Origin of the sequence: Duganella lactea (genome assembly GCF_009857505.1) — a bacterium.
Taxonomy (GTDB): domain Bacteria; phylum Pseudomonadota; class Gammaproteobacteria; order Burkholderiales; family Burkholderiaceae_D; genus Rugamonas; species Rugamonas lactea.
This window is the reverse complement of record NZ_WWCP01000001.1, coordinates 158,361-177,237: the sequence shown is the minus strand read 5'-3', so window position 1 is coordinate 177,237 and position 18,877 is coordinate 158,361. Positions and strand designations below refer to the sequence as shown.

The following is an 18,877-nucleotide window of genomic DNA, read 5'->3' as shown; positions in this document are numbered from 1 at the left end:
GGCGTAAATAGGGGAATCGATGAACTTGGCATCTGTTTTTCAACATCCCATCATCCAGGGACCGATGGCTGGCGGGAACAACACACCGACCCAGGTGGCGGCGGTGTCGAATACCGGGGCGCTCGGTTCGCTGGCTTGCTCTTTGCTGTCGCCAGCCGCCATCCGCGAGCAAACCGCGCAAATCCGCGCCCTCACCGACCGGCCGTTTTGCCTGAATTTTTTCGTATTGGAAACGCCAACTCCACCGGTGGAAGAGGTGGAACAGGCCAAGGAATGGCTGAAACCGGTCTGGTCTTCGCTGGGCTGGACTGAATTGCCGACGCCGGCCAAGTGGTGTGAGGATTTTTCCGCCCAGTTTGAGGCCTTGTTAGAGTTGCGCCCGGCCGTGGCGAGCTTTACTTTCGGCATTCTCAGCGCGGAACAGATCCGCCGGTTGCACGAGGCCGGCATTCTGGTGATCGGCACGATTACGCAGGTTGACGAAGCGCTGGCCTGGGAAAGTCGCGGCGCCGATGCGGTGATCGCCTCCGGCGTGGAGTCGGGCGGTCATCGCGGCACTTTTCTCGGTGCGCAGGAAGACGCGACGCTGGGCACGTTTGAATTGCTGCCGCTGGTGGTGGCGGCGGTGAAGATTCCTGTGATTTCGGCCGGCGGCATCATGAGCGGCGCCGATATCCGGCGTGCCTTGGATGGCGGCGCGCAGGCGGTGCAGATGGGCACGGCGTTTCTGGTCACGGACGAGTCGGGCATTCATCCCGCCTATAAACGACGCTTGCTGACGGCTGGCGACCATCCGACACGGCTGACGCGGACTTTTTCCGGCCGTTTCGCGCGTGGGCTGGAAAATCGCTTCATGCAGCTAATGTCTGCTAACGAGCGGCTTTTGCCTTTATATCCAATTCAAAATGCTTTAACTTCGCCGATCCGAGCGGAGGCGGCCAAGCGCGGCGAGACTGAACTGATGTCGCTTTGGTGCGGTACTGGCGTTGCGCGCGCGCGGCCGATGCCGACGGCGAAACTGGTGGAGACTTTGCTGGCAGAGATCAGCGCAAAATAATCGTCGTTCCGGCTAGCACCGGCAGACGCTAACGGGAGACTGTTTTTGGAATCAGCAGGCAACTACGATTACATCATCATCGGCGCCGGCTCCGCCGGCTGTGTGCTGGCCAACCGTCTCAGCGCCGACAAGGACAAAGAGGTGCTGCTGATCGAAGCGGGCGGCCGCGACGATTATGTGTGGATCCACATCCCGGTCGGCTATCTGCATTGCATCGACAATCCCCGCACGGACTGGAAGTTCCGCACCGAAGCCGATCCCGGCCTGGGCGGCCGCAGCCTGCTCTACCCGCGCGGCAAAGTCCTCGGCGGTAGCTCCTCGATCAACGGCATGATTTACATGCGTGGCCAGGCCGCCGATTACGACCGCTGGGCCGCGTTGACCGGCGACGACAGCTGGCGCTGGCAGTCTGTGCTGCCGCTGTTCAAAAAGAGCGAGGACTATCACGGCGGCGCATCGGAATTCCATGGCGCCGGCGGTCTGTGGCGCGTGGAAAAGCAGCGCTTGTCCTGGCAAATACTGGACGCGTTCCGCGACGCGGCGGCGCAGACCGGCATCCCTAAAATCGATGATTTCAACCGCGGCGATAACGCCGGTTGCGGCTATTTCGACGTCAATCAAAAGCGCGGCATCCGCTGGAACACGGCGAAGGCGTTTTTGAAACCCGCCACAAGAAGGCCGAATCTGACCGTCATGACTGGCTGTCATGTGGAACGCTTGCTGATCGAAAACGGCGTGTGCAACGGCGTGATTTTTACCGGCGGCGGCACCCGTTTCAGCGCCACCGCGCACAAAGAAACCCTGCTGGCGGCAGGCGCTGTTGGCAGTCCGCAGATTTTGCAGTGCTCCGGCATCGGCCCCGCGCAACGTTTGCATGAGCTCGGCATTACGCCGGTCGCCGAGCGGCCCGGCGTCGGCGAGAACCTGCAGGACCATCTGCAGTTGCGCATGATTTACAAGCTCGGCAACAAGGCCCGCACGCTCAACACCATGGCGTCCAGCTGGTTCGGCAAGATGCGCATCGGCCTGGAGTATGCGATGTTCCAGAGCGGGCCGATGTCGATGGCGCCGTCGCAGTTGGGCGCGTTTGCGCGGTCCAGCGCCAGCGAGACAACGCCGAATTTGCAGTACCACGTGCAGCCGCTGTCGCTGGAGAAGTTCGGCGAGCCGCTGCACGTGTTCCCCGCCTTCACGGCCAGCGTGTGCAATCTGCGGCCGACCTCGCGCGGCCATGTGCGCATCGCCAGCGCCGATCCGTATGCGCCGCCAAAAATCTCGCCGATGTACTTGAGCACGCCGGAAGACCGCAAGGTCGCCGCCGAAGCATTGACGCTCACGCGCAACATCGTCGCCGCGCCGGCGCTGAAACGGTACGCGCCGGAAGAGTACAAGCCCGGCATCCACTACCGCACCGAGGCGGAACTGGCCGAGGCGGCCGGCGCCATCGGAACGACGATTTTCCATCCGGTCGGCACCTGCAAGATGGGCCGCGCCGACGACGCCAGCGCGGTGGTCGACAGCCAGCTGCGCGTGCTGGGCGTGGCGAAATTGCGCGTTGTGGACGCGTCCGTCATGCCGTTCATTACATCTGGCAACACCAATTCCCCCACGATCATGATCGCTGAAAAAGCCGCGCAATTAATCCGCGCCGCTTGAATGCAGATCAAAAAATCACCGTATTTATACTGTATTGTTAGCGAATTTGTTACTGTGTATGATCTGGAAAAGATAGTACTTTGAAAAGAATAACAAGGAGACAGCATGTCCGACGTTATCTTGGAAACAAAGCACCTGACCAAGGAATTCAAGGGTTTTACCGCGGTCAATGAGGTGAATCTCAAAGTACAGCGCGGGCATATCCATGCGCTGATCGGCCCCAACGGGGCCGGCAAAACCACGTGCTTCAATCTGCTGACCAAGTTTCTGGTGCCCAGTTCGGGCCAGATTCTGTTCAACGGCGGCGACATCACCGCCGCCCGGCCGGCGCAGATTGCCCGCATGGGCGTGATCCGTTCGTTTCAGATTTCCGCCGTCTTCCCGCACCTGACGGTGCTGCAGAATGTGCGCATCGGCTTGCAGCGCCAACTCGGCACCAGTTTCTTTTTCTGGCAGAGCGAGCGCGCGCTGGACAAGCTCAACGACCGCGCCATGCAGCTGCTGGCCGAGGTCGACCTGAGCGGGTTCGCCGACACCGTCACCGTCGATATGCCTTACGGCCGCAAGCGCGCGCTGGAAATCGCCACCACGCTGGCGATGGAACCGGAGCTGATGCTGCTCGATGAACCGACGCAAGGCATGGGCCACGAGGATGTGCACCGTGTTACCGAGCTGATCAAAAAAGTGTCGGTGGGGCGCACCATTCTGATGGTCGAACACAATATGAAAGTGGTGTCCGGCATCTGCGACAAGATTTCCGTTTTGCAGCGCGGTGCCATGCTGGCGGAAGGCTCGTATGCCGAGGTGTCGAGCAATGCGCAGGTGATGGAGGCGTACATGGGCACCGACGCCCAGGCGCTGGCAGGAGCGCACTGATGATGGCCGCATTGGAAATCGCCAACCTGCAGGCGTGGTATGGCGAGTCGCACATTCTGCACAACGTCAACATGACGGTGCGGCCGGGCGAAGTGGTGACGCTGCTTGGGCGCAACGGCGCCGGCCGCACCACCACGCTGCGCGCCATCATGGGACTGACCGGCGCGCGCAAGGGGTCGATCAAGGTCGGCGGCACGGAAGCGATCGGCCTGCCGACGCACAAGATCGCCCACCTCGGCATCGGCTATTGCCCGGAAGAGCGCGGCATTTTTTCCTCGCTGACGGCCGAGGAAAACCTGCTGTTGCCGCCGCAACTGAACGGCGCCGACAAGGGCATGCCGCTGGCGGACATCTACCGCATGTTTCCCAATCTGGAAGAACGCAAGCACAGCCAGGGCACCCGCCTGTCGGGCGGCGAGCAGCAGATGCTGGCGGTGGCGCGCATTCTGCGCACCGGCGCGCGCCTGTTGCTGCTTGATGAAATTTCCGAGGGCCTGGCGCCGGTCATCGTGCAGGGCCTGGCCCGCATGATCACCACCCTCAAGGCCAAGGGCTACACCATCGTCATGGTGGAACAGAATTTCCGCTTCGCCGCACCGCTGGCGGACCGGTTTTATGTGATGGAACACGGGCAAATTGTGGAGACCTTTGTTGCATCGGAGTTGAGCGCCAAGATGCCGGTGTTGACCGAGCTATTGGGTGTGTAAACCTTGGTAGGGAGACAGATAATGAACATCAAAGCCATCACGCTTGCAGTCGCCGCTTGTGCATCCTTCTCCGCGCAGGCGCAGATTTCCAACGACACCGTGAAGATCGGTTTCATCACCGACATGTCCGGCCTGTACACCGACATCGATGGCGCCGGCGGCGCCGAGGCCATCAAGATGGCGATTGCCGACGCCGGCGGCAACATCAACGGCAAGAAGATTGAATTCGTTTCCGCCGACCACCAGAACAAGGCCGACATCGCCGCCTCGAAGGCGCGCGAATGGTTCGACCAGCAGGGCGTCGACATGCTGATCGGCGGCACCAACTCCGGCGCCAATCTGGCCATGGCCAAGGTGGCGGCGGAGAAGAAAAAAATCTTCATTGCGATCGGTGCCGGCTCGGCCCGCCTGACCAACGAGGAGTGCACGCCGTACACCGTGCACTACGCGTATGACACCATCGCGCTGGCGCGCGGCACCGGCGGCGCGATCGTCAAACAGGGCGGCAAGAACTGGTATTTCATGACCGCCGACTATGCCTTCGGCCAGTCGCTGGAAAAAGACACGGCCGATCTGGTAAAGGCGGCCGGCGGCAAGGTGCTGGGTTCGGTCAAGCATCCGCTGTCGGCGTCGGACTTCTCGTCCTTCCTGCTACAGGCGCAAGCGTCGGGCGCGCAGATTCTCGGCCTGGCCAATGCCGGCGGCGACGCGATCAACTCGATCAAGGCCGCCAACGAGTTCGGCGTCACCAAGAAGATGAAGCTGGCCGGCTTGCTGATCTTCATCAACGACGTGCATTCGCTGGGCCTGAGCCTGACGCAGGGCATGTACCTGACCGACGGCTGGTACTGGGACCAGAACGCCGACACGCGCGCCTGGTCGAAGCGCTATTTCGACAAGATGAAGAAGGAGCCGTCGATGCTGCAGGCCGCCGACTACTCGGCCGCCGGCAATTACCTGAAGGCGGTGAAGGCGGTCGGCACCGACGATTCGGTCAAGGTGATGGCCTACCTGAAGGCGAACCAGATCAACGACATGTTCGCGAAGAACGGCGTGATCCGTCCGGACGGCCGCATGGTCCACGATATGTATCTGATGGAAGTGAAGAAGCCGTCGGAGTCGAAGTATCCATGGGATTACTACAAGGTCGTCGCCACCATACCGGGCGACCAGGCGTATGCCACCAAGGCGGAGACCAAGTGTAGCTTGTGGAAATAGCGTCGTTCCGGCGCAAGCCGGAATGACGGTTCAAACGATCTCTCTCTATTCTGGATTCCCATGGAAATCTTCGGCTATCCCTTGCCCATGATTATGAGCCAGTTGCTGCTGGGCCTGGTCAACGGCTCGTTCTACGCGATGCTGTCGCTCGGCCTGGCGGTCATCTTCGGCCTGCTCAATGTGATCAACTTTTCGCACGGCGCGCTGTACATGATGGGCGCGTTCCTGGCGTGGATGGGCATCGAGTACTGGGGCCTGAATTACTGGGTGATGCTGATTCTCGCGCCGCTGATCGTCGGCGTGTTCGGCGTCGTCATCGAGAAGACCATGCTGCGCCATCTGTACCAGCTGGACCACCTGTACGGGCTGCTGCTGACGTTCGGCATCACGCTGCTGGTGGAAGGCGTGTTCCGCTCGTTCTACGGCGTCTCCGGCCAGCCGTTCCAGGTGCCCGAGGCGCTGGCCGGCGCCACCGACCTCGGCTTCATGGTGATGCCGAACTACCGCGCCTGGGTGGTGCTGGCGTCGCTGCTGGTTTGCCTGTCCACCTGGTTCGTCATCGAGAAGACCAAACTGGGCGCCTACCTGCGCGCCGGCACCGAGAATCCCAAGCTGGTCGAGGCGTTCGGTATCAACGTGCCGCTGATGGTGACGCTGACCTATGGCTTCGGCGTCGCTTTGGCGGGCTTTGCAGGCGTTCTGGCGGCCCCGATCATCCAGGTGCAGCCCCTGATGGGGCAGAACCTGATTATCGTCGTATTCGCCGTTGTGGTGATCGGTGGCATGGGGTCGATTCTGGGCTCGATCCTGACCGGGCTGGCGCTGGGCGTCATTGAGGGCCTGACCAAGGTGTTCTATCCGGAGTTTTCGTCGACCGTGGTGTTCCTGGTGATGGTGGTGGTGCTATTGCTGCGCCCGGCTGGACTATTCGGTAAGGAACGATGATGAACAAGAAAATCGGCTACCTGATCGCCTTGGCGATTGCCATCGCGGCGCCGTTGGTCGGCTACCCGGTGTTCCTGTCCAAGCTGTTGTGCTTCGCGCTGTTCGCCTGCGCCTTCAACCTGCTGATCGGCTTCACCGGCCTGCTGTCGTTCGGCCACGCCGCCTTCTTTGGCATGGCGGGTTATTTCGCCGGCAACGCGCTGAAGCATTGGGGCCTGCCATTTGAACTGGGCCTGCTGGCCGGCGTCGCCGCCGGCGCGCTGATCGGGCTGGTGATGGGGGCGCTGGCGATCCGCCGCCAGGGCATCTACTTCTCGATGATCACGCTGGCGCTGGCGCAGATGGTGTACTTCGGCGCGCTGCGGGCGGGGGAGTTCACCGGCGGCGAGGACGGGCTGCAGGGTGTTCCACGTGGAAGATTGTTCGGCACTGTCGATCTCAGCAACGACACCACGCTGTACTTCGTGGTGCTGGGCATCTGCGTGCTGGCGTTCGCGCTGATCGTGCGCACCGTGCATTCGCCGTTCGGCCAGGTGCTGAAGGCGATCAAGGAAAACGAACCGCGCGCCGTGTCGCTGGGCTACGACGTCGACCAGTACAAGCTGCTGGCCTTCGTGCTGTCGGCCGCGCTGTCGGCGCTGGCCGGCGCCACCAAAACCGTGGTGCTGGGATTCGAAACCTTGACCGATGTCCATTGGACGATGTCCGGTTTGGTTATTCTGATGACGCTGGTGGGCGGCATGGGCACGCTGGCCGGCCCGATGCTCGGCGCCATCATCATCATCGTGCTTGAGAACAAGCTGGGCGACTGGGGCGCGCTGCTGGCGCGCGTCACCGGCGTCGAGTGGTTTAACACCATAGGGGAAGCGGTCAACATGGTGGTTGGCCTGATCTTCATTATTTGTGTGCTGTTGTTCCGGCGCGGAATCATCGGTGAGTTCATCGCTCTGGCCGGAAAGAAGAAACCAGTATGAGGACGCTATGCAAATCAAAACCATTGTGCTGGCGCTGGCCGGCATCGCATTCGCCGCCTGCGGCTCCCGTCACGGGCACGACCATCCGCAAGACCTGAACTTCAAGCCGGCCTACCTCGGCGACATCAGCAGCACCACCTACGACGGCGCCAGCGACGATCTGCTGACCGCCGGCCTCGGCAAGACCGGACTGGCGGCCAACGCGCCACCGGTCTACACCGACCCCGCGCATCCCACACCCGCCGAACTGCGCCGCAACGCCATCTACAGCAATTACCGCGCGGTGCTGGATATCGCCGCCAACAGCGGCTACGGCACGCTGTACGGCCCCAACGTCGATGCCGGCGGTGTGGCAGGCGCGGGCGAGGGCAAGATCGCCGGCAGCGAACATATCGCCTACACGGACGACAACACGACCCTGATGGTGCAGGTGCCGGCCGGGTTCGACGTGAAAAACCCGTGCATCGTCACCGGCACGTCGAGCGGCTCGCGCGGCATCTACGGCGCCATCAGCACTTCCGGCGAATGGGGTCTGAAGAACCACTGCGCGGTGGCCTACAGCGACAAGGGCGGCGGCACCGGCCTCTACACCTTCGACGACGACAGCGTGAACCTGCGGAACGGCGTGCGCGCCACCCGCGCGGTGGCCGGCAAGAATGCCACGTTCGCGCCGCAGCTGAGCGATGCCGAGCGCGCCGCCTTCGCCGCCGCCTATCCGGGTCGCATCGCCTTCAAGCACGCGCATGCGCAGCTGAATCCTGAAAAGAACTGGGGCAAGACCACGCTGCAGGCGGTGGAGTTTGCCTTCTACGTGCTCAATGAACAGTACGGCGCGCTGGCGCGCGACAACCAAAGCCACCTGGTGGCATTGACGCCGAAAAACACCATCACCATCGCCTCCAGCATCTCCAACGGCGGCGGCGCGGCGCTGCTGGCGGCGGAGCAGGACACCAAGGGCCTGATTTCCGGCGTGGCCGTTAGCGAGCCGCAGATCCAGCCCCGCGCCTCTAGCGGCTACACGGTGCGGCAGGGCGCGACGGCGGTGCCGGGGCAGGGCAAGGGCCTGTACGATTATTCGACCTATGCGGCGCTGTATCAGCCGTGTATCGCCGCCACGGCGGCGGCGCCGGGTCGCTGTGCGGCGCTGGCCGCCAAAGGCTTGCTGAGCGGCGGCGATTTAAGCGCACAGCAGAGCGACGCAAGGGCGCGTTTGAGGGCCTACGGCTGGCTGGCCGATTCCGACGTGCTGCAAGCCGCGCACGCCAGCACCAACGTCCTGGTCGCCGTCACCTACGCCTATGCCTATGGCAAATTTTCCGTCACCGACAAGGTCTGTGGCTTCAGCTTTGCGCCGACGGACGCCAGCGGCGCGCCGGTGGCCTTCACGGCGGAGCAGAAGGCGTCCAGCTTCGCCACGCAAAGCGGCATCATCGGCAGCGTGGTGTATGAGGATGCGGTCGGCGGCGCCAAGGCGTACAACCTGGGCGTATCGCCCGCCAGCGGCATCGCCGACCAGTCGCTGGATGGCTTCCTGTGCCTGCGCTCGCTGGCGACCGGCGTCGATACGGTGACCGGCGCGCCGTTGACCGGCACGCTGGCGACCAACAGCGCGCGCGTGCGCTCCGGCATTGCGGAGGTGCTGGCGAGCGGCAATCTGCAAGGCAAGCCGGCCATCATCGTCCATGGCCGCGGCGACACGCTGATTCCGGTGAACTTCGCCTCCCGCGCGTATGCCGGGCTGAACGCATCGGTGGAGGGCGGGGCGAGCAAGCTGCGCTACATCGAAGTGACGAATGCCAATCACTTCGACGTATTCACCAATGCGCTGCCGGCCAGCGTGGTGCCGCTGCACCTGTACCTGTTCCGTGCGCTGGATGCGATGCTGGCCAACCTGCGCACCGGCACGCCGTTGCCGCCATCGCAAGTGGTGCGGACGGTGACGCGTGCCGATAACACCATGGCACTGACCGGCGCCAACCTGCCGGTGATCGCCACCGCGCCAGCCGCCGGCAACGCCATCTCGGTCAGCGGCACGACGGTGACGGTGCCGGACTAAAGCGCTGCCGCGTAGATCGCGCGCGCATCGTCGCGGGTGACGGTGCGCGGGTTGTTGCCCAGCAAGCGGGTCTGGAGCATGGCGTCATCGGCCAGCTGGTCCAGATCCGACTCGTGGATGCCGATCTGCCGCAGCGTGCGCTCGATGCCGGTGACCGTGGCGATTTGTTGCATCGCCACAGCCAGCGCTTCCGCCCGGGCCTCGACCGATCCGCTCGCGGCCGGCACGACAATCTCCGCCAGCTCGGCGTACAGGCCGGCCGCTTCGACCGCGTTGAAGCGCAGCACGTGCGGCAGCACCAGCGAATTCGACAGTCCATGTGGCACGTGAAACATGCCGCCGATCGGGTAGGCCAGCGCGTGCACGGCCGCGACCGGGGCATTGGCAAACGCCTGTCCGGCCAGCATCGCCCCCAGCAGCATGGCCTGGCGTGCCGCCAGATTCCTGCCGTTCTCGCAGACCGTGATCAGATTGGCCGACAGCAGCCGCAGCGCCTCGCGCGCCAGAATATCGGACAGCGGATTCTTCTTGTGCTTGCTGGTGTAGGCTTCGATCGCATGCACCATGGCATCGATGCCGGTGACGGCGCTTACTTGCGATGGCAGGCCCAAAGTCAGCTCGGCGTCCAGCAATGCCAAATCGGCATAGAGTTGCGGCGCGACCACGCCCATTTTTGTGGTAGCGCCGGTGGTGACGATGGCGATGTTGGTGACCTCCGAACCGGTGCCGGCGGTGGTGGGAATCTGCACCAGCGGCAGTCGCGTGCCTTTCACGTTGCCGATGCCGTAGATCGCGCTGATCGCTTGCCCGCCGCCGGCCAGCACCGCGATCAGCTTGGCCACGTCCATCGAGCTGCCGCCGCCGAGGCCGATCACGATGTCGGGCCCGAAAGCGCGCGCGGTGTCCACCGCCTCCAGCACCACCGCCTCGGGCGGGTCGGCCATCACATGGGAATAGAGCGCCACCGTCAGCCCGGCGGCGCGCAAACTGGCCACCGGCGCATCGACCAGCCCGGTCTTCAGGAAGCCGGGATCGGTGACGAGCAGCGCGCGCCTGGCGTCGGGAAAGCGCAGGGCGATGTGCTCGCCGAGCCGTCCGGCGGCGCCCGGTTCGGCGACGATATGGGCGACGGTGTCGAAAGCAAAGGCGGGGAAATCAGGCATGACAAGGCATCCCTTCGGTGGTGAGTTCTTCGCCAAGCTTACTCCAACCCATGTCGGATAGGCATCAGCCGACGCAGATTTCTTCCGTACAATAGAGCCTTTGGACGTTGAGGAAAGCGGGATCATGGTGGACTTTTGGGTGTTGGGTGTGGCCGCGTTTGGCGCAGGTCTGGTCGATGCGGTCGTCGGTGGAGGAGGGTTGATCCAGCTACCGACCATGTTCACGGTGTTTCCCAACATGGCGCCGGCCACGCTGATCGGCACCAACAAGCTGGCCAGTATCTTCGGCACCAGCGTCGCGGCGGTCAGCTATGCGCGGCGGGTGGCGATCGCCTGGTCGGTGGCGACGCCGGCGGCGATGGCGGCGCTGGTCTTTGCCTTCCTCGGCGCCTACACGGTGACCCACGTCTCGGCCGACTTCATGCGTACCGCGCTGCCGGTGGTGCTGTTGCTGGTGGCGATCTACACCTTCGCCAAGAAGGACTTCGGCAGCGTGCACGCGCCCATCCACTCGGGCGCCAGGGAGCAGTCGCTGGCGCTGGTGGTCGGCGCGGCGATCGGTTTCTATGACGGCTTCTTCGGTCCGGGCACGGGCAGCTTTCTGGTGTTCCTGTTCGTGCGGGTATTCGGCTTCGACTTCCTCGGCGCCTCGGCGGTGGCCAAGATCGTCAACGTGGCCTGCAACTTCGCCGGGCTGGTGTGGTTCGGCTACTCCGGTCACCTGATCTGGCAACTGGGCCTGACCATGGCCGTTTGCCAGATCGCCGGTTCGCTGATCGGCTCGCGCCTGGCGATGAAGCATGGCAGCGGCTTCGTGCGCAAGTTGTTCCTGGTCGTGGTCTCCGTGCTGATCGTCAAAACCGGCCATGACGCTTGGTTGCGTTGGTGACACTGTTTCACGTGGAACAAAGTTAAAGGGGCACTCAGTGGACACGCTGAGTGCCCTTTTTTCATTGTTTCACGTGGAACACAACCAAGAATATTTTTGCCTAAAAAAGTCGCAGCCCTAAAAAAACTCTATAATTTGACCTTGATCCCTTCGCTTTAAAGTTTCCACACCATGCTATTCCCTACGAAATTCGACGTCATCGTTGTCGGCGGTGGTCACGCCGGCACCGAAGCCGCGCTTGCTTCCGCCCGCATGGGCCAGAAGACGCTGCTCCTCACCCACAACATTGAGACGCTGGGTCAGATGTCGTGCAATCCCTCCATCGGCGGTATCGGCAAAGGCCATCTGGTCAAGGAAGTCGACGCGCTCGGCGGCGCCATGGCGATCGCCACCGATGAATCGGGCATCCAGTTCCGCATTCTGAATTCCTCCAAAGGCCCCGCCGTGCGCGCCACCCGCGCCCAGGCCGACCGTATTCTGTACAAGGCCGCGATCCGTTCGCGCCTGGAAAACCAGCCGAACCTGTGGCTGTTCCAGCAGGCCGTGGACGACCTGATGGTCGAGGGCGAGCGCGTGGTCGGCGCCGTCACCCAGATCGGCCTGAAGTTCCTGGCGCCAGCCGTGGTGCTGACCGCCGGCACTTTCCTCGATGGTAAAATCCACGTCGGTCTGAACAACTACTCGGGCGGCCGCGCCGGCGATCCGCCGGCCGTGTCGCTGTCGGCGCGCCTGAAAGAACTGAAGCTGCCGCAAGGCCGCCTGAAGACCGGCACGCCGCCGCGCATCGACGGCCGCAGCATCGACTTCACGCAGATGACCGAACAGCCGGGCGATCTGGACCCGGTGCCGGTGTTCTCGGTGATGGGCAATACCGCCATGCACCCTGAGCAAATGCCGTGCTGGGTGAGCCACACCAACAGCAAAACCCACGACATCATTCGTGGTGGCCTGGACCGCAGCCCGATGTACACCGGCGTGATCGAGGGCGTCGGCCCACGTTACTGCCCGTCGATCGAAGACAAGATCCACCGCTTCTCGTCCAAGGAATCGCACCAGATTTTCCTGGAACCTGAGGGCCTGACGACGCACGAGTTCTATCCAAACGGCATCTCCACCAGCCTGCCGTTCGACGTGCAGATCGAACTGGTACGCTCGATGAAAGGGCTGGAAAACGCCCATATCCTGCGTCCCGGCTACGCCATTGAATACGATTATTTCGACCCGCGCGGCCTGAAAGCATCGCTGGAAACCAAGGCCATCAGCGGCCTGTTCTTCGCCGGCCAGATCAACGGCACCACCGGCTACGAAGAAGCCGCCGCACAAGGCCTGCTGGCCGGTGTCAACGCCGCGCTGCAAACGCAGGGCAAGGAAGCCTGGACGCCGGCGCGTTCGGAAGCCTACCTGGGCGTGATGGTGGACGACCTCGTCACGCAAGGCGTGATGGAGCCGTACCGCATGTTCACCAGCCGCGCCGAGTATCGCCTGAGCCTGCGCGAAGACAACGCCGACATGCGCCTGACCGAGGCCGGTCGCCAGCTGGGCGTGGTTGGCGATGCGCAGTGGGAAGCCTTCGACCGCAAGCGCGAATCGGTCGCGCGCGAGCTGGAGCGGCTGCGCTCGATCTGGGTGAATCCGCGCATACTGGAAGCGGCCGAATCGGAGCGCGTGATTGGCCAGGCCATCGAGCGCGAGTATTCGCTGGCCGACCTGCTGCGCCGTCCGGGCGTCGCGTACGCCAAGCTGATGACGCTGAAAGGCGCCGATGGCCGCGACCTGGCCGGCCCTGGCGAAACCGACGAAGCGGTCAAGGAACAGATCGAAATCCAGCTCAAATATTCGGGCTATATCGACCGCCAGACGCGCGAAGTGGAGCGCCACGAGCACTACGAAAACCTGAAACTGCCGGAGAACTACAACTACCTGGACATCACCGCGCTGTCGGTGGAAGTGCGCCAGAAGTTGCACGCACAGCGTCCGGAAACGCTGGGCCAGGCATCGCGTATTTCGGGCGTGACCCCGGCGGCCATTTCGTTGCTGCTGGTGCACCTGAAGAAGGCCGGTTTCGGTGGTTTTGTGAATAAAGAAGAGGCAGCTTAATGAAGTTTTTCGACCGGGGCACGCCAGCCCGCGAAGTCGTCGCGGATGTTTTGAAACAAGGCATCAAGCAGCTGCCGTTGGAACTGAGCGAGGCACAGGTGGCGCAGTTGCTGGACTACCTGGCCCTGCTGAACAAGTGGAATTCGGTCTACAACCTGACCTCGGTGCGCGATCCATTGGAAATGGTCAAGCTGCACCTGCTGGACTCGTTGACGGCGGTGTCGGCCTTCGCCGGCGCCACCAACGTGCTGGACGTGGGAGCGGGGGGCGGACTGCCGGGCATGGTGCTGGCGATCAGCTGTCCGGACATGAAAGTGTCGATGATCGACACGGTGCACAAGAAGACCGCCTTCCTCAATCAGGTGAAGGCGGAGCTGGGACTGAGCAACGTCACGGTGTACACGAAGAAAGTGCAGGACCTGGAAGTGAAGACCAAATTCGACGTCATCACCTCCAGAGCTTTCGCCGACCTGTCGGACTTCGTCAACTGGTCGGGGCATTTGCTGGCCGAGGGCGGCCAATACATCGCCTTGAAAGGCACGGCGCCGGCGGAGGAGCGAGAGCGACTGCCAGCACCATGGAAAGTGCAGAAACTGCAGCCTTTGGCGGTGCCGGGACTGGACGCGGAACGTCATCTGGTTTTCATCAAAGCCGAAACGGAATAAACAATATAAATGGTTTATACGATATAAACAGTTTATATCAAATATACGATATAAATAGTTTATATCGTTTATACCGTATAAATCAAAAGCATCAACACAGATAAGAAATACATGGCAAAAATTTTTTGCGTAGCAAATCAAAAAGGCGGCGTAGGCAAAACCACCACCACCGTTAACCTCGCGGCCGGTCTGGCAAAACTGAACCAGCGCGTGCTGCTGGTCGACCTCGACCCGCAGGGCAACGCCACCATGGGCGCAGGCATCAACAAGGCAGGGCTGAAGGCATCGACCTATGAGGTGATGCTGGGCACCGCCGACGTGGCGACGGCGCGCCAGCGCTCCGAGCCAGGCCAGTTCGACGTGCTGCCATCGAACCGCGAGCTGGCCGGCGCCGAAGTGGAGATGGTGGAGCTGGACAACCGCGAACGCCGCCTGAAGGACGCGCTGGCGCTTGTGGATAAAGAGTACGATTTCATCCTGATCGACTGCCCGCCGGCGCTGTCGATGCTGACGCTGAACGGCCTGTGCGCCGCGCATGGCGTGATCATCCCGATGCAGTGCGAGTACTACGCGCTGGAAGGGCTGTCGGACCTGGTCAACACCATCAAGAAGGTGCACGCCAACCTGAACCCCGACCTGAAGATCATCGGCCTGCTGCGGGTGATGTTCGATCCGCGCATGACGCTGTCGCAGCAGGTGTCGGCGCAGCTGGAGCAGCACTTCGGCGACAAAGTCTTCAAGACCATCATCCCGCGCAACGTGCGCCTGGCCGAAGCGCCGTCGTATGGCGTGCCGGGCGTCACCTTCGATCCGACCTCCAAGGGCGCACAGGCGTATATCGCCTTCGGCGCCGAGATGATCAAGCGCATCAAGAAAATGTAAGGCACAGACATGGCAACCAAAAAACTCAAAGGCCTGGGTCGCGGCCTGGACGCGCTGCTGGGCGGCGACGGCGACATCAACCAGGCGGATGCCAACACCCCATCCGAACTCAAGGTCACGCAGATGCAGGCCGGCAAATACCAGCCGCGCACCCGCATGGACGAGGGCGGCCTGCAGGAGCTGGCCGCGTCGATCAAGACACAGGGCATCATGCAGCCGATATTGGTGCGTCCGATCGGCAAGGACAAATACGAGATCATCGCCGGCGAGCGCCGTTTCCGCGCCGCGCAGCTGGCCGGGCTGGAAACGCTGCCGGTGCTGGTGCGTGACGTCGACGACCAGGCCGCCGCCGCGATGGCGCTGATCGAAAACATGCAGCGCGAGGACCTGAACCCGCTGGAAGAGGCGCAGGGCATCCACCGCCTGATCACCGATTTCGCCTTCACCCACGAACAGGCGGCCAACGCCGTCGGCCGCTCGCGCAGCGCGGTATCGAATTTGCTGCGGTTGATGAATCTGGCATCGCCGGTGCAAACCATGCTGATGGCCGGCGATATCGACATGGGCCACGCCCGCGCGCTGCTGGCGGTCGACGCCGCGACGCAGATCAACCTGGCCAACATGGTCATCGCCAAACGGCTGTCGGTGCGCGAAACCGAGAAACTGGTCACCAAAACGCTGGAAGAGCTGCAATCGTCGCCGAAAGAAGCGCGCGCCAAGGAAAAGTCCGGCGACATCGCCCGCCTGGAAGAAGAACTGTCGGACAAGCTGGCCACCCCGGTCATCTTCAAGATGGGCGCCAAGGGCCGCGGCCAGATGATCATCGACTTCGCCGACCTTGACATCCTCGACGGCGTGCTGGCCCGCCTGCGCGCTTAAGCGTCAAAAACCGGTGTCAGACCTGACACCGGTTTTCTATCTGATTCCAACTTGGTGCAAAGACGACGGAAATGTTTCTAAAAGCGTCTCATTCGTGCACCAAATGCTCTGCTGCGGTGCAGCATGTTTGACGTGCTACAGGAAAGACACATATAATCACGCGTCTTTTGGGGTTTAATCGGTTTTTAAGGAGGCTCGGGAGTGAGTAATTCGACGAGCATCTCGAAGCCGGTGTTCCGCATTGTCGCCCTCCAGTTCGTCATCGCCACTGGATTCGCCTTGCTCGCCTGGAACCTAGGCGGAGTAAACAAAGCTTGGTCGGCCGCTTATGGCGGAGCCATCGCAGTCATCGGGAGCCTGATGTACGCGATGATCGTTGCGCGCGGTTCAAATGACGCCAAAATTGCTTTACGTGCGCATGTGCGCGCTGAAGTGACAAAGATTTTTATCACGGTGGTGCTGTTTATTGTCGCACTCGTGGTGTTTCAGTCGGCCTCATGGTTATGGCTGATCTTGGGTTTCGCGGTGGCAACCATGGCGTACTGGTTTTCACTGCTCGCAATTTAATCACCAAAATCTTATATTTTTATGACCACTGAAAACGTCGGGCACGAAGCGCCCACTAATATTGAGTACATTCAGCACCACTTAAGCCACCTGAAATCGGCCGACGGCACGTTTAACCTGGACACGTTCTGGGTTTCGGCCATTCTGGGCCTGGTGTTCCTCGGCGTGTTCTACATGGCCTCGCGCCGAGCCACCGCCGGCGTGCCGGGCAAGCTGCAAAACTTTGTCGAAGCCGTGATGGAGCTGGTCAACGACGTGGTCAACTCGGCGTTCCACGCCAAGAGCAAGGTCATCGCGCCGCTGGCGATCACCATTTTTTGCTGGGTATGGCTGCTGAACGCCATGGACTTCCTGCCGGTCGACCTGCTGCCTAAAATCCTGAGTCTGTTCGGCGTCCACAAGCTGCGCGTCGTGCCGACTGCCGACGTCAACCACACTTTCGGCATGTCGTTCGGCGTCATGCTGTGCATTATTGGTTTCTCGATCAAAGCCAAAGGTCTCGGCGGCTGGGGTAAAGAACTGTTGACGGCACCGTTCCACGCGCATGGCTTCATGGCCATCATCCTGGCACCGATCAACCTGGCTTTCCAATTGATCGAGTTGCTGGCCAAGCCACTGTCGCTGTCGCTGCGTTTGTTCGGCAATATGTATGCCGGCGAACTGCTGTTCATTCTGATCGCTCTGCTGCCTTGGTGGGCGCAGTGGCTGCTCGGTGGTCCGTGGGTGATCTTCCACATTCTGGTGGTGACCCTGCAAGCGTTTGTGTTCATGGCGCTGACGGTTGTGTATCTGGCCATTGCGGTTGAGAAGCACTAATTCTTTCGTTTTTAACTTTTTAGTATCTGTAGTCTTTTTTAAATCTTAGGAGAAATTTCAATGCAAGCTCTGATCGCACAAGTACAAAGCATGACCGTTCTGGCAGCCGCTATCATCATCGGCCTGGCCGCTATCGGTACCGCTCTGGGTTTCGCCATTCTGGGCGGTAAATTCCTGGAAGCGTCGGCGCGTCAACCAGAACTGATGCCACAACTGCAAACCAAACTGTTCGTGATCGCCGGTCTGCTGGACGCGATCTCGATGATCGGCGTTGGTATCGCTCTGCTGTACACCTTCAGCAACCCATTCCTGGCCGCTCTGCAAACCGTCGCTCAGTAATCTGCTCCACACTAGGAGAAACTTTTAGTTAGGAGCATAGGTATGGACATCAATATGTCTCTTCTCGGCCAGATGATCACCTTCGCGGTGTTGGTTTGGGTCTCGATGAAGTTCGTATTTCCATCGCTGAACGCAGCGCTGGATGAGCGTGCCAAGCGCATCGCCGATGGTCTGGCCGCTGCCGACCAGGGCCAGCAAGCCATGGTGGCCGCTGAGAAGCGCGCCGCCGAAGCGCTGTCCGGTGCACGCGAAGAAGCTTCGCAACGCGTTGCCGACGCTGAAAAGCGCGCGCAACTGGTGGCGGACGAAATCAAAGCGAATGCACAAGCCGAGGCGGACCGCATCATTGCGCAAGCTAAAGCTGAAGCCGAGCAGCAACTGGCCAAGGCGCGCGAAGCGCTGCGCGCTCAGGTGGCTGACCTGGCTGTGAAGGGCGCCGAGCAAATCCTCAAGCGTGAAGTCAACGCCTCGGCCCACGCCGAACTGTTGTCGCGCCTGTCTGTCGAGCTGTAATCATGGCAGAAAACGCAACCGTCGCCCGTCCCTACGCGGAAGCCCTCTTCCGCGTGGCCCAAGCAGGTAAGGAATCGTTCACCCTCGCGGCGTGGTCCGAGCTGGTCGCCGAACTGGCGCAGATCGGCGGCCACCCCGAGGTACAGGCGTTCGCCCGCAACCCGAAAGCGTCGGCCAGCGATATCGTCGCCGCCATCACGGCCCTGGTGAAATCGCCTTCGACCCCGGAAGCGAACAACTTCCTGGCGATGCTGGTCGAGAATGGCCGCATCAGTCTGCTGCCGGAAATCGGCGCGCAATTCCACGCGTTGAAAAACGCCGAGGAAGGCGCGGCAGACGCGCAAGTCACCAGCGCCTTCGAGCTGAGTGCCGCGCAAGTCAGTGAGCTGGTCGCCACGCTGGAAAAGAAATTCAGCCGCAAGCTGAACCCGGTCGTGACCGTGGACCCGGCGTTGATCGGTGGCGTGCGCGTGGTGATCGGCGATGAAGTGCTGGACACTTCGGTCCGCGCCAAGCTGCAGCAAATGCGTGTTGCACTGGTGGCGTGATCGCCGCCTGCTTAGAACAGATTCTTCATC

At 61.8% G+C, this 18,877-nt stretch carries 19 protein-coding genes; 18 read left to right on the top strand and 1 reads right to left on the bottom strand.

Annotated features, from left to right (window positions below; translation table 11 throughout):
- Positions 1 to 19 precede the first annotated feature (19 nt).
- The 8 genes from GTP44_RS00875 (at position 20) to GTP44_RS00840 (ending at position 9,489) form a co-directional block, all read left to right on the top strand.
- Positions 20 to 1,057 (top strand): NAD(P)H-dependent flavin oxidoreductase, encoded by a 1,038-nt coding sequence (locus GTP44_RS00875; protein ID WP_160988406.1) that lies wholly within the window; start codon positions 20 to 22, stop codon positions 1,055 to 1,057.
- A gap of 45 nt (positions 1,058 to 1,102) precedes the next feature.
- Positions 1,103 to 2,713 carry a GMC family oxidoreductase gene (locus GTP44_RS00870; protein WP_161017932.1) on the top strand — a complete coding sequence of 537 codons (1,611 nt, stop codon included), beginning with the start codon at positions 1,103 to 1,105 and terminating at the stop codon, positions 2,711 to 2,713.
- A gap of 105 nt (positions 2,714 to 2,818) precedes the next feature.
- Positions 2,819 to 3,589 (top strand): ABC transporter ATP-binding protein, encoded by a 771-nt coding sequence (locus tag GTP44_RS00865; RefSeq protein ID WP_161017931.1) that lies wholly within the window; start codon positions 2,819 to 2,821, stop codon positions 3,587 to 3,589.
- Positions 3,589 to 4,296, top strand: coding sequence for an ABC transporter ATP-binding protein (locus tag GTP44_RS00860; protein ID WP_161017930.1), 708 nt, complete (start codon positions 3,589 to 3,591; stop codon positions 4,294 to 4,296). The genes GTP44_RS00865 and GTP44_RS00860 overlap by 1 nt, the downstream gene beginning before the upstream one ends.
- 21 nt (positions 4,297 to 4,317) lie before the next feature.
- Positions 4,318 to 5,514, top strand: a complete 1,197-nt coding sequence (locus tag GTP44_RS00855) for an ABC transporter substrate-binding protein (protein ID WP_161017929.1) — start codon at positions 4,318 to 4,320, stop codon at positions 5,512 to 5,514.
- Positions 5,515 to 5,574: 60 nt separating this feature from the next.
- Positions 5,575 to 6,459 (top strand): branched-chain amino acid ABC transporter permease, encoded by an 885-nt coding sequence (locus GTP44_RS00850; RefSeq protein ID WP_161017928.1) that lies wholly within the window; start codon positions 5,575 to 5,577, stop codon positions 6,457 to 6,459.
- Positions 6,459 to 7,433 carry a branched-chain amino acid ABC transporter permease gene (locus GTP44_RS00845; RefSeq protein WP_161017927.1) on the top strand — a complete coding sequence of 325 codons (975 nt, stop codon included), beginning with the start codon at positions 6,459 to 6,461 and terminating at the stop codon, positions 7,431 to 7,433. The genes GTP44_RS00850 and GTP44_RS00845 overlap by 1 nt, the downstream gene beginning before the upstream one ends.
- Positions 7,434 to 7,440: 7 nt before the next feature.
- Positions 7,441 to 9,489, top strand: a complete 2,049-nt coding sequence (locus GTP44_RS00840; protein ID WP_161017926.1) for a 3-hydroxybutyrate oligomer hydrolase family protein — start codon at positions 7,441 to 7,443, stop codon at positions 9,487 to 9,489.
- Here GTP44_RS00840 and GTP44_RS00835 read toward each other — a convergent pair.
- On the bottom strand, positions 9,486 to 10,652 hold the full coding sequence (locus tag GTP44_RS00835) for an iron-containing alcohol dehydrogenase (RefSeq protein ID WP_161017925.1): 1,167 nt from the start codon (positions 10,650 to 10,652) through the stop codon (positions 9,486 to 9,488). The genes GTP44_RS00840 and GTP44_RS00835 overlap by 4 nt on opposite strands.
- Positions 10,653 to 10,776: 124 nt before the next feature.
- On the opposite strand from GTP44_RS00835, the gene GTP44_RS00830 reads away from it, so the two are divergent.
- The 10 genes from GTP44_RS00830 (at position 10,777) to GTP44_RS00785 (ending at position 18,847) form a co-directional block, all read left to right on the top strand.
- Positions 10,777 to 11,541 (top strand): sulfite exporter TauE/SafE family protein, encoded by a 765-nt coding sequence (locus GTP44_RS00830; protein WP_160988415.1) that lies wholly within the window; start codon positions 10,777 to 10,779, stop codon positions 11,539 to 11,541.
- Between the two features lie 171 nt (positions 11,542 to 11,712).
- Positions 11,713 to 13,638: a tRNA uridine-5-carboxymethylaminomethyl(34) synthesis enzyme MnmG gene (gene mnmG / locus GTP44_RS00825; protein WP_161017924.1), complete on the top strand. Its 1,926-nt coding sequence runs from the start codon at positions 11,713 to 11,715 to the stop codon at positions 13,636 to 13,638.
- Positions 13,638 to 14,303: a 16S rRNA (guanine(527)-N(7))-methyltransferase RsmG gene (rsmG, locus tag GTP44_RS00820; RefSeq protein ID WP_161017923.1), complete on the top strand. Its 666-nt coding sequence runs from the start codon at positions 13,638 to 13,640 to the stop codon at positions 14,301 to 14,303. The genes mnmG and rsmG overlap by 1 nt, the downstream gene beginning before the upstream one ends.
- Before the next feature lie 111 nt (positions 14,304 to 14,414).
- Positions 14,415 to 15,185, top strand: coding sequence for a ParA family protein (locus GTP44_RS00815; RefSeq protein ID WP_160988418.1), 771 nt, complete (start codon positions 14,415 to 14,417; stop codon positions 15,183 to 15,185).
- 9 nt (positions 15,186 to 15,194) lie between these two features.
- Entirely contained in the window at positions 15,195 to 16,064 is an 870-nt protein-coding gene (locus GTP44_RS00810; RefSeq protein ID WP_161017922.1) for a ParB/RepB/Spo0J family partition protein, read from the top strand.
- Positions 16,065 to 16,265: 201 nt separating this feature from the next.
- Entirely contained in the window at positions 16,266 to 16,631 is a 366-nt protein-coding gene (locus tag GTP44_RS00805; RefSeq protein ID WP_371867122.1) for an ATP synthase subunit I, read from the top strand.
- A 21-nt stretch (positions 16,632 to 16,652) separates the two neighbouring features.
- Positions 16,653 to 17,447, top strand: coding sequence for a F0F1 ATP synthase subunit A (gene atpB / locus GTP44_RS00800; protein WP_161017921.1), 795 nt, complete (start codon positions 16,653 to 16,655; stop codon positions 17,445 to 17,447).
- A 60-nt stretch (positions 17,448 to 17,507) separates the two neighbouring features.
- Positions 17,508 to 17,786 (top strand): F0F1 ATP synthase subunit C, encoded by a 279-nt coding sequence (gene atpE / locus GTP44_RS00795; protein ID WP_090188637.1) that lies wholly within the window; start codon positions 17,508 to 17,510, stop codon positions 17,784 to 17,786.
- A 42-nt stretch (positions 17,787 to 17,828) separates the two neighbouring features.
- Entirely contained in the window at positions 17,829 to 18,299 is a 471-nt protein-coding gene (locus GTP44_RS00790; protein WP_161017920.1) for a F0F1 ATP synthase subunit B, read from the top strand.
- Between the two features lie 2 nt (positions 18,300 to 18,301).
- Positions 18,302 to 18,847, top strand: a complete 546-nt coding sequence (locus GTP44_RS00785) for a F0F1 ATP synthase subunit delta (protein WP_161017919.1) — start codon at positions 18,302 to 18,304, stop codon at positions 18,845 to 18,847.
- The last annotated feature ends 30 nt before the right edge of the window (positions 18,848 to 18,877 follow it).

Excerpts from the sequence above, each read along its gene's own strand:
- GTP44_RS00875 (WP_160988406.1), top strand. The coding sequence starts at position 20 with ATGAACTTGGCATCTGTTTTTCAACATCCCATCATCCAGGGACCGATG.
- GTP44_RS00865 (WP_161017931.1), top strand. The coding sequence starts at position 2,819 with ATGTCCGACGTTATCTTGGAAACAAAGCACCTGACCAAGGAATTCAAG.
- GTP44_RS00860 (WP_161017930.1), top strand. The coding sequence starts at position 3,589 with ATGATGGCCGCATTGGAAATCGCCAACCTGCAGGCGTGGTATGGCGAG.
- GTP44_RS00855 (WP_161017929.1), top strand. The coding sequence starts at position 4,318 with ATGAACATCAAAGCCATCACGCTTGCAGTCGCCGCTTGTGCATCCTTC.
- GTP44_RS00850 (WP_161017928.1), top strand. The coding sequence starts at position 5,575 with ATGGAAATCTTCGGCTATCCCTTGCCCATGATTATGAGCCAGTTGCTG.
- GTP44_RS00845 (WP_161017927.1), top strand. The coding sequence starts at position 6,459 with ATGAACAAGAAAATCGGCTACCTGATCGCCTTGGCGATTGCCATCGCG.
- GTP44_RS00840 (WP_161017926.1), top strand. The coding sequence starts at position 7,441 with ATGCAAATCAAAACCATTGTGCTGGCGCTGGCCGGCATCGCATTCGCC.
- GTP44_RS00835 (WP_161017925.1), bottom strand. The coding sequence starts at position 10,652 with ATGCCTGATTTCCCCGCCTTTGCTTTCGACACCGTCGCCCATATCGTC.
- GTP44_RS00830 (WP_160988415.1), top strand. The coding sequence starts at position 10,777 with ATGGTGGACTTTTGGGTGTTGGGTGTGGCCGCGTTTGGCGCAGGTCTG.
- mnmG (WP_161017924.1), top strand. The coding sequence starts at position 11,713 with ATGCTATTCCCTACGAAATTCGACGTCATCGTTGTCGGCGGTGGTCAC.
- rsmG (WP_161017923.1), top strand. The coding sequence starts at position 13,638 with ATGAAGTTTTTCGACCGGGGCACGCCAGCCCGCGAAGTCGTCGCGGAT.
- GTP44_RS00815 (WP_160988418.1), top strand. The coding sequence starts at position 14,415 with ATGGCAAAAATTTTTTGCGTAGCAAATCAAAAAGGCGGCGTAGGCAAA.
- GTP44_RS00810 (WP_161017922.1), top strand. The coding sequence starts at position 15,195 with ATGGCAACCAAAAAACTCAAAGGCCTGGGTCGCGGCCTGGACGCGCTG.
- atpB (WP_161017921.1), top strand. The coding sequence starts at position 16,653 with ATGACCACTGAAAACGTCGGGCACGAAGCGCCCACTAATATTGAGTAC.
- atpE (WP_090188637.1), top strand. The coding sequence starts at position 17,508 with ATGCAAGCTCTGATCGCACAAGTACAAAGCATGACCGTTCTGGCAGCC.
- GTP44_RS00790 (WP_161017920.1), top strand. The coding sequence starts at position 17,829 with ATGGACATCAATATGTCTCTTCTCGGCCAGATGATCACCTTCGCGGTG.
- GTP44_RS00785 (WP_161017919.1), top strand. The coding sequence starts at position 18,302 with ATGGCAGAAAACGCAACCGTCGCCCGTCCCTACGCGGAAGCCCTCTTC.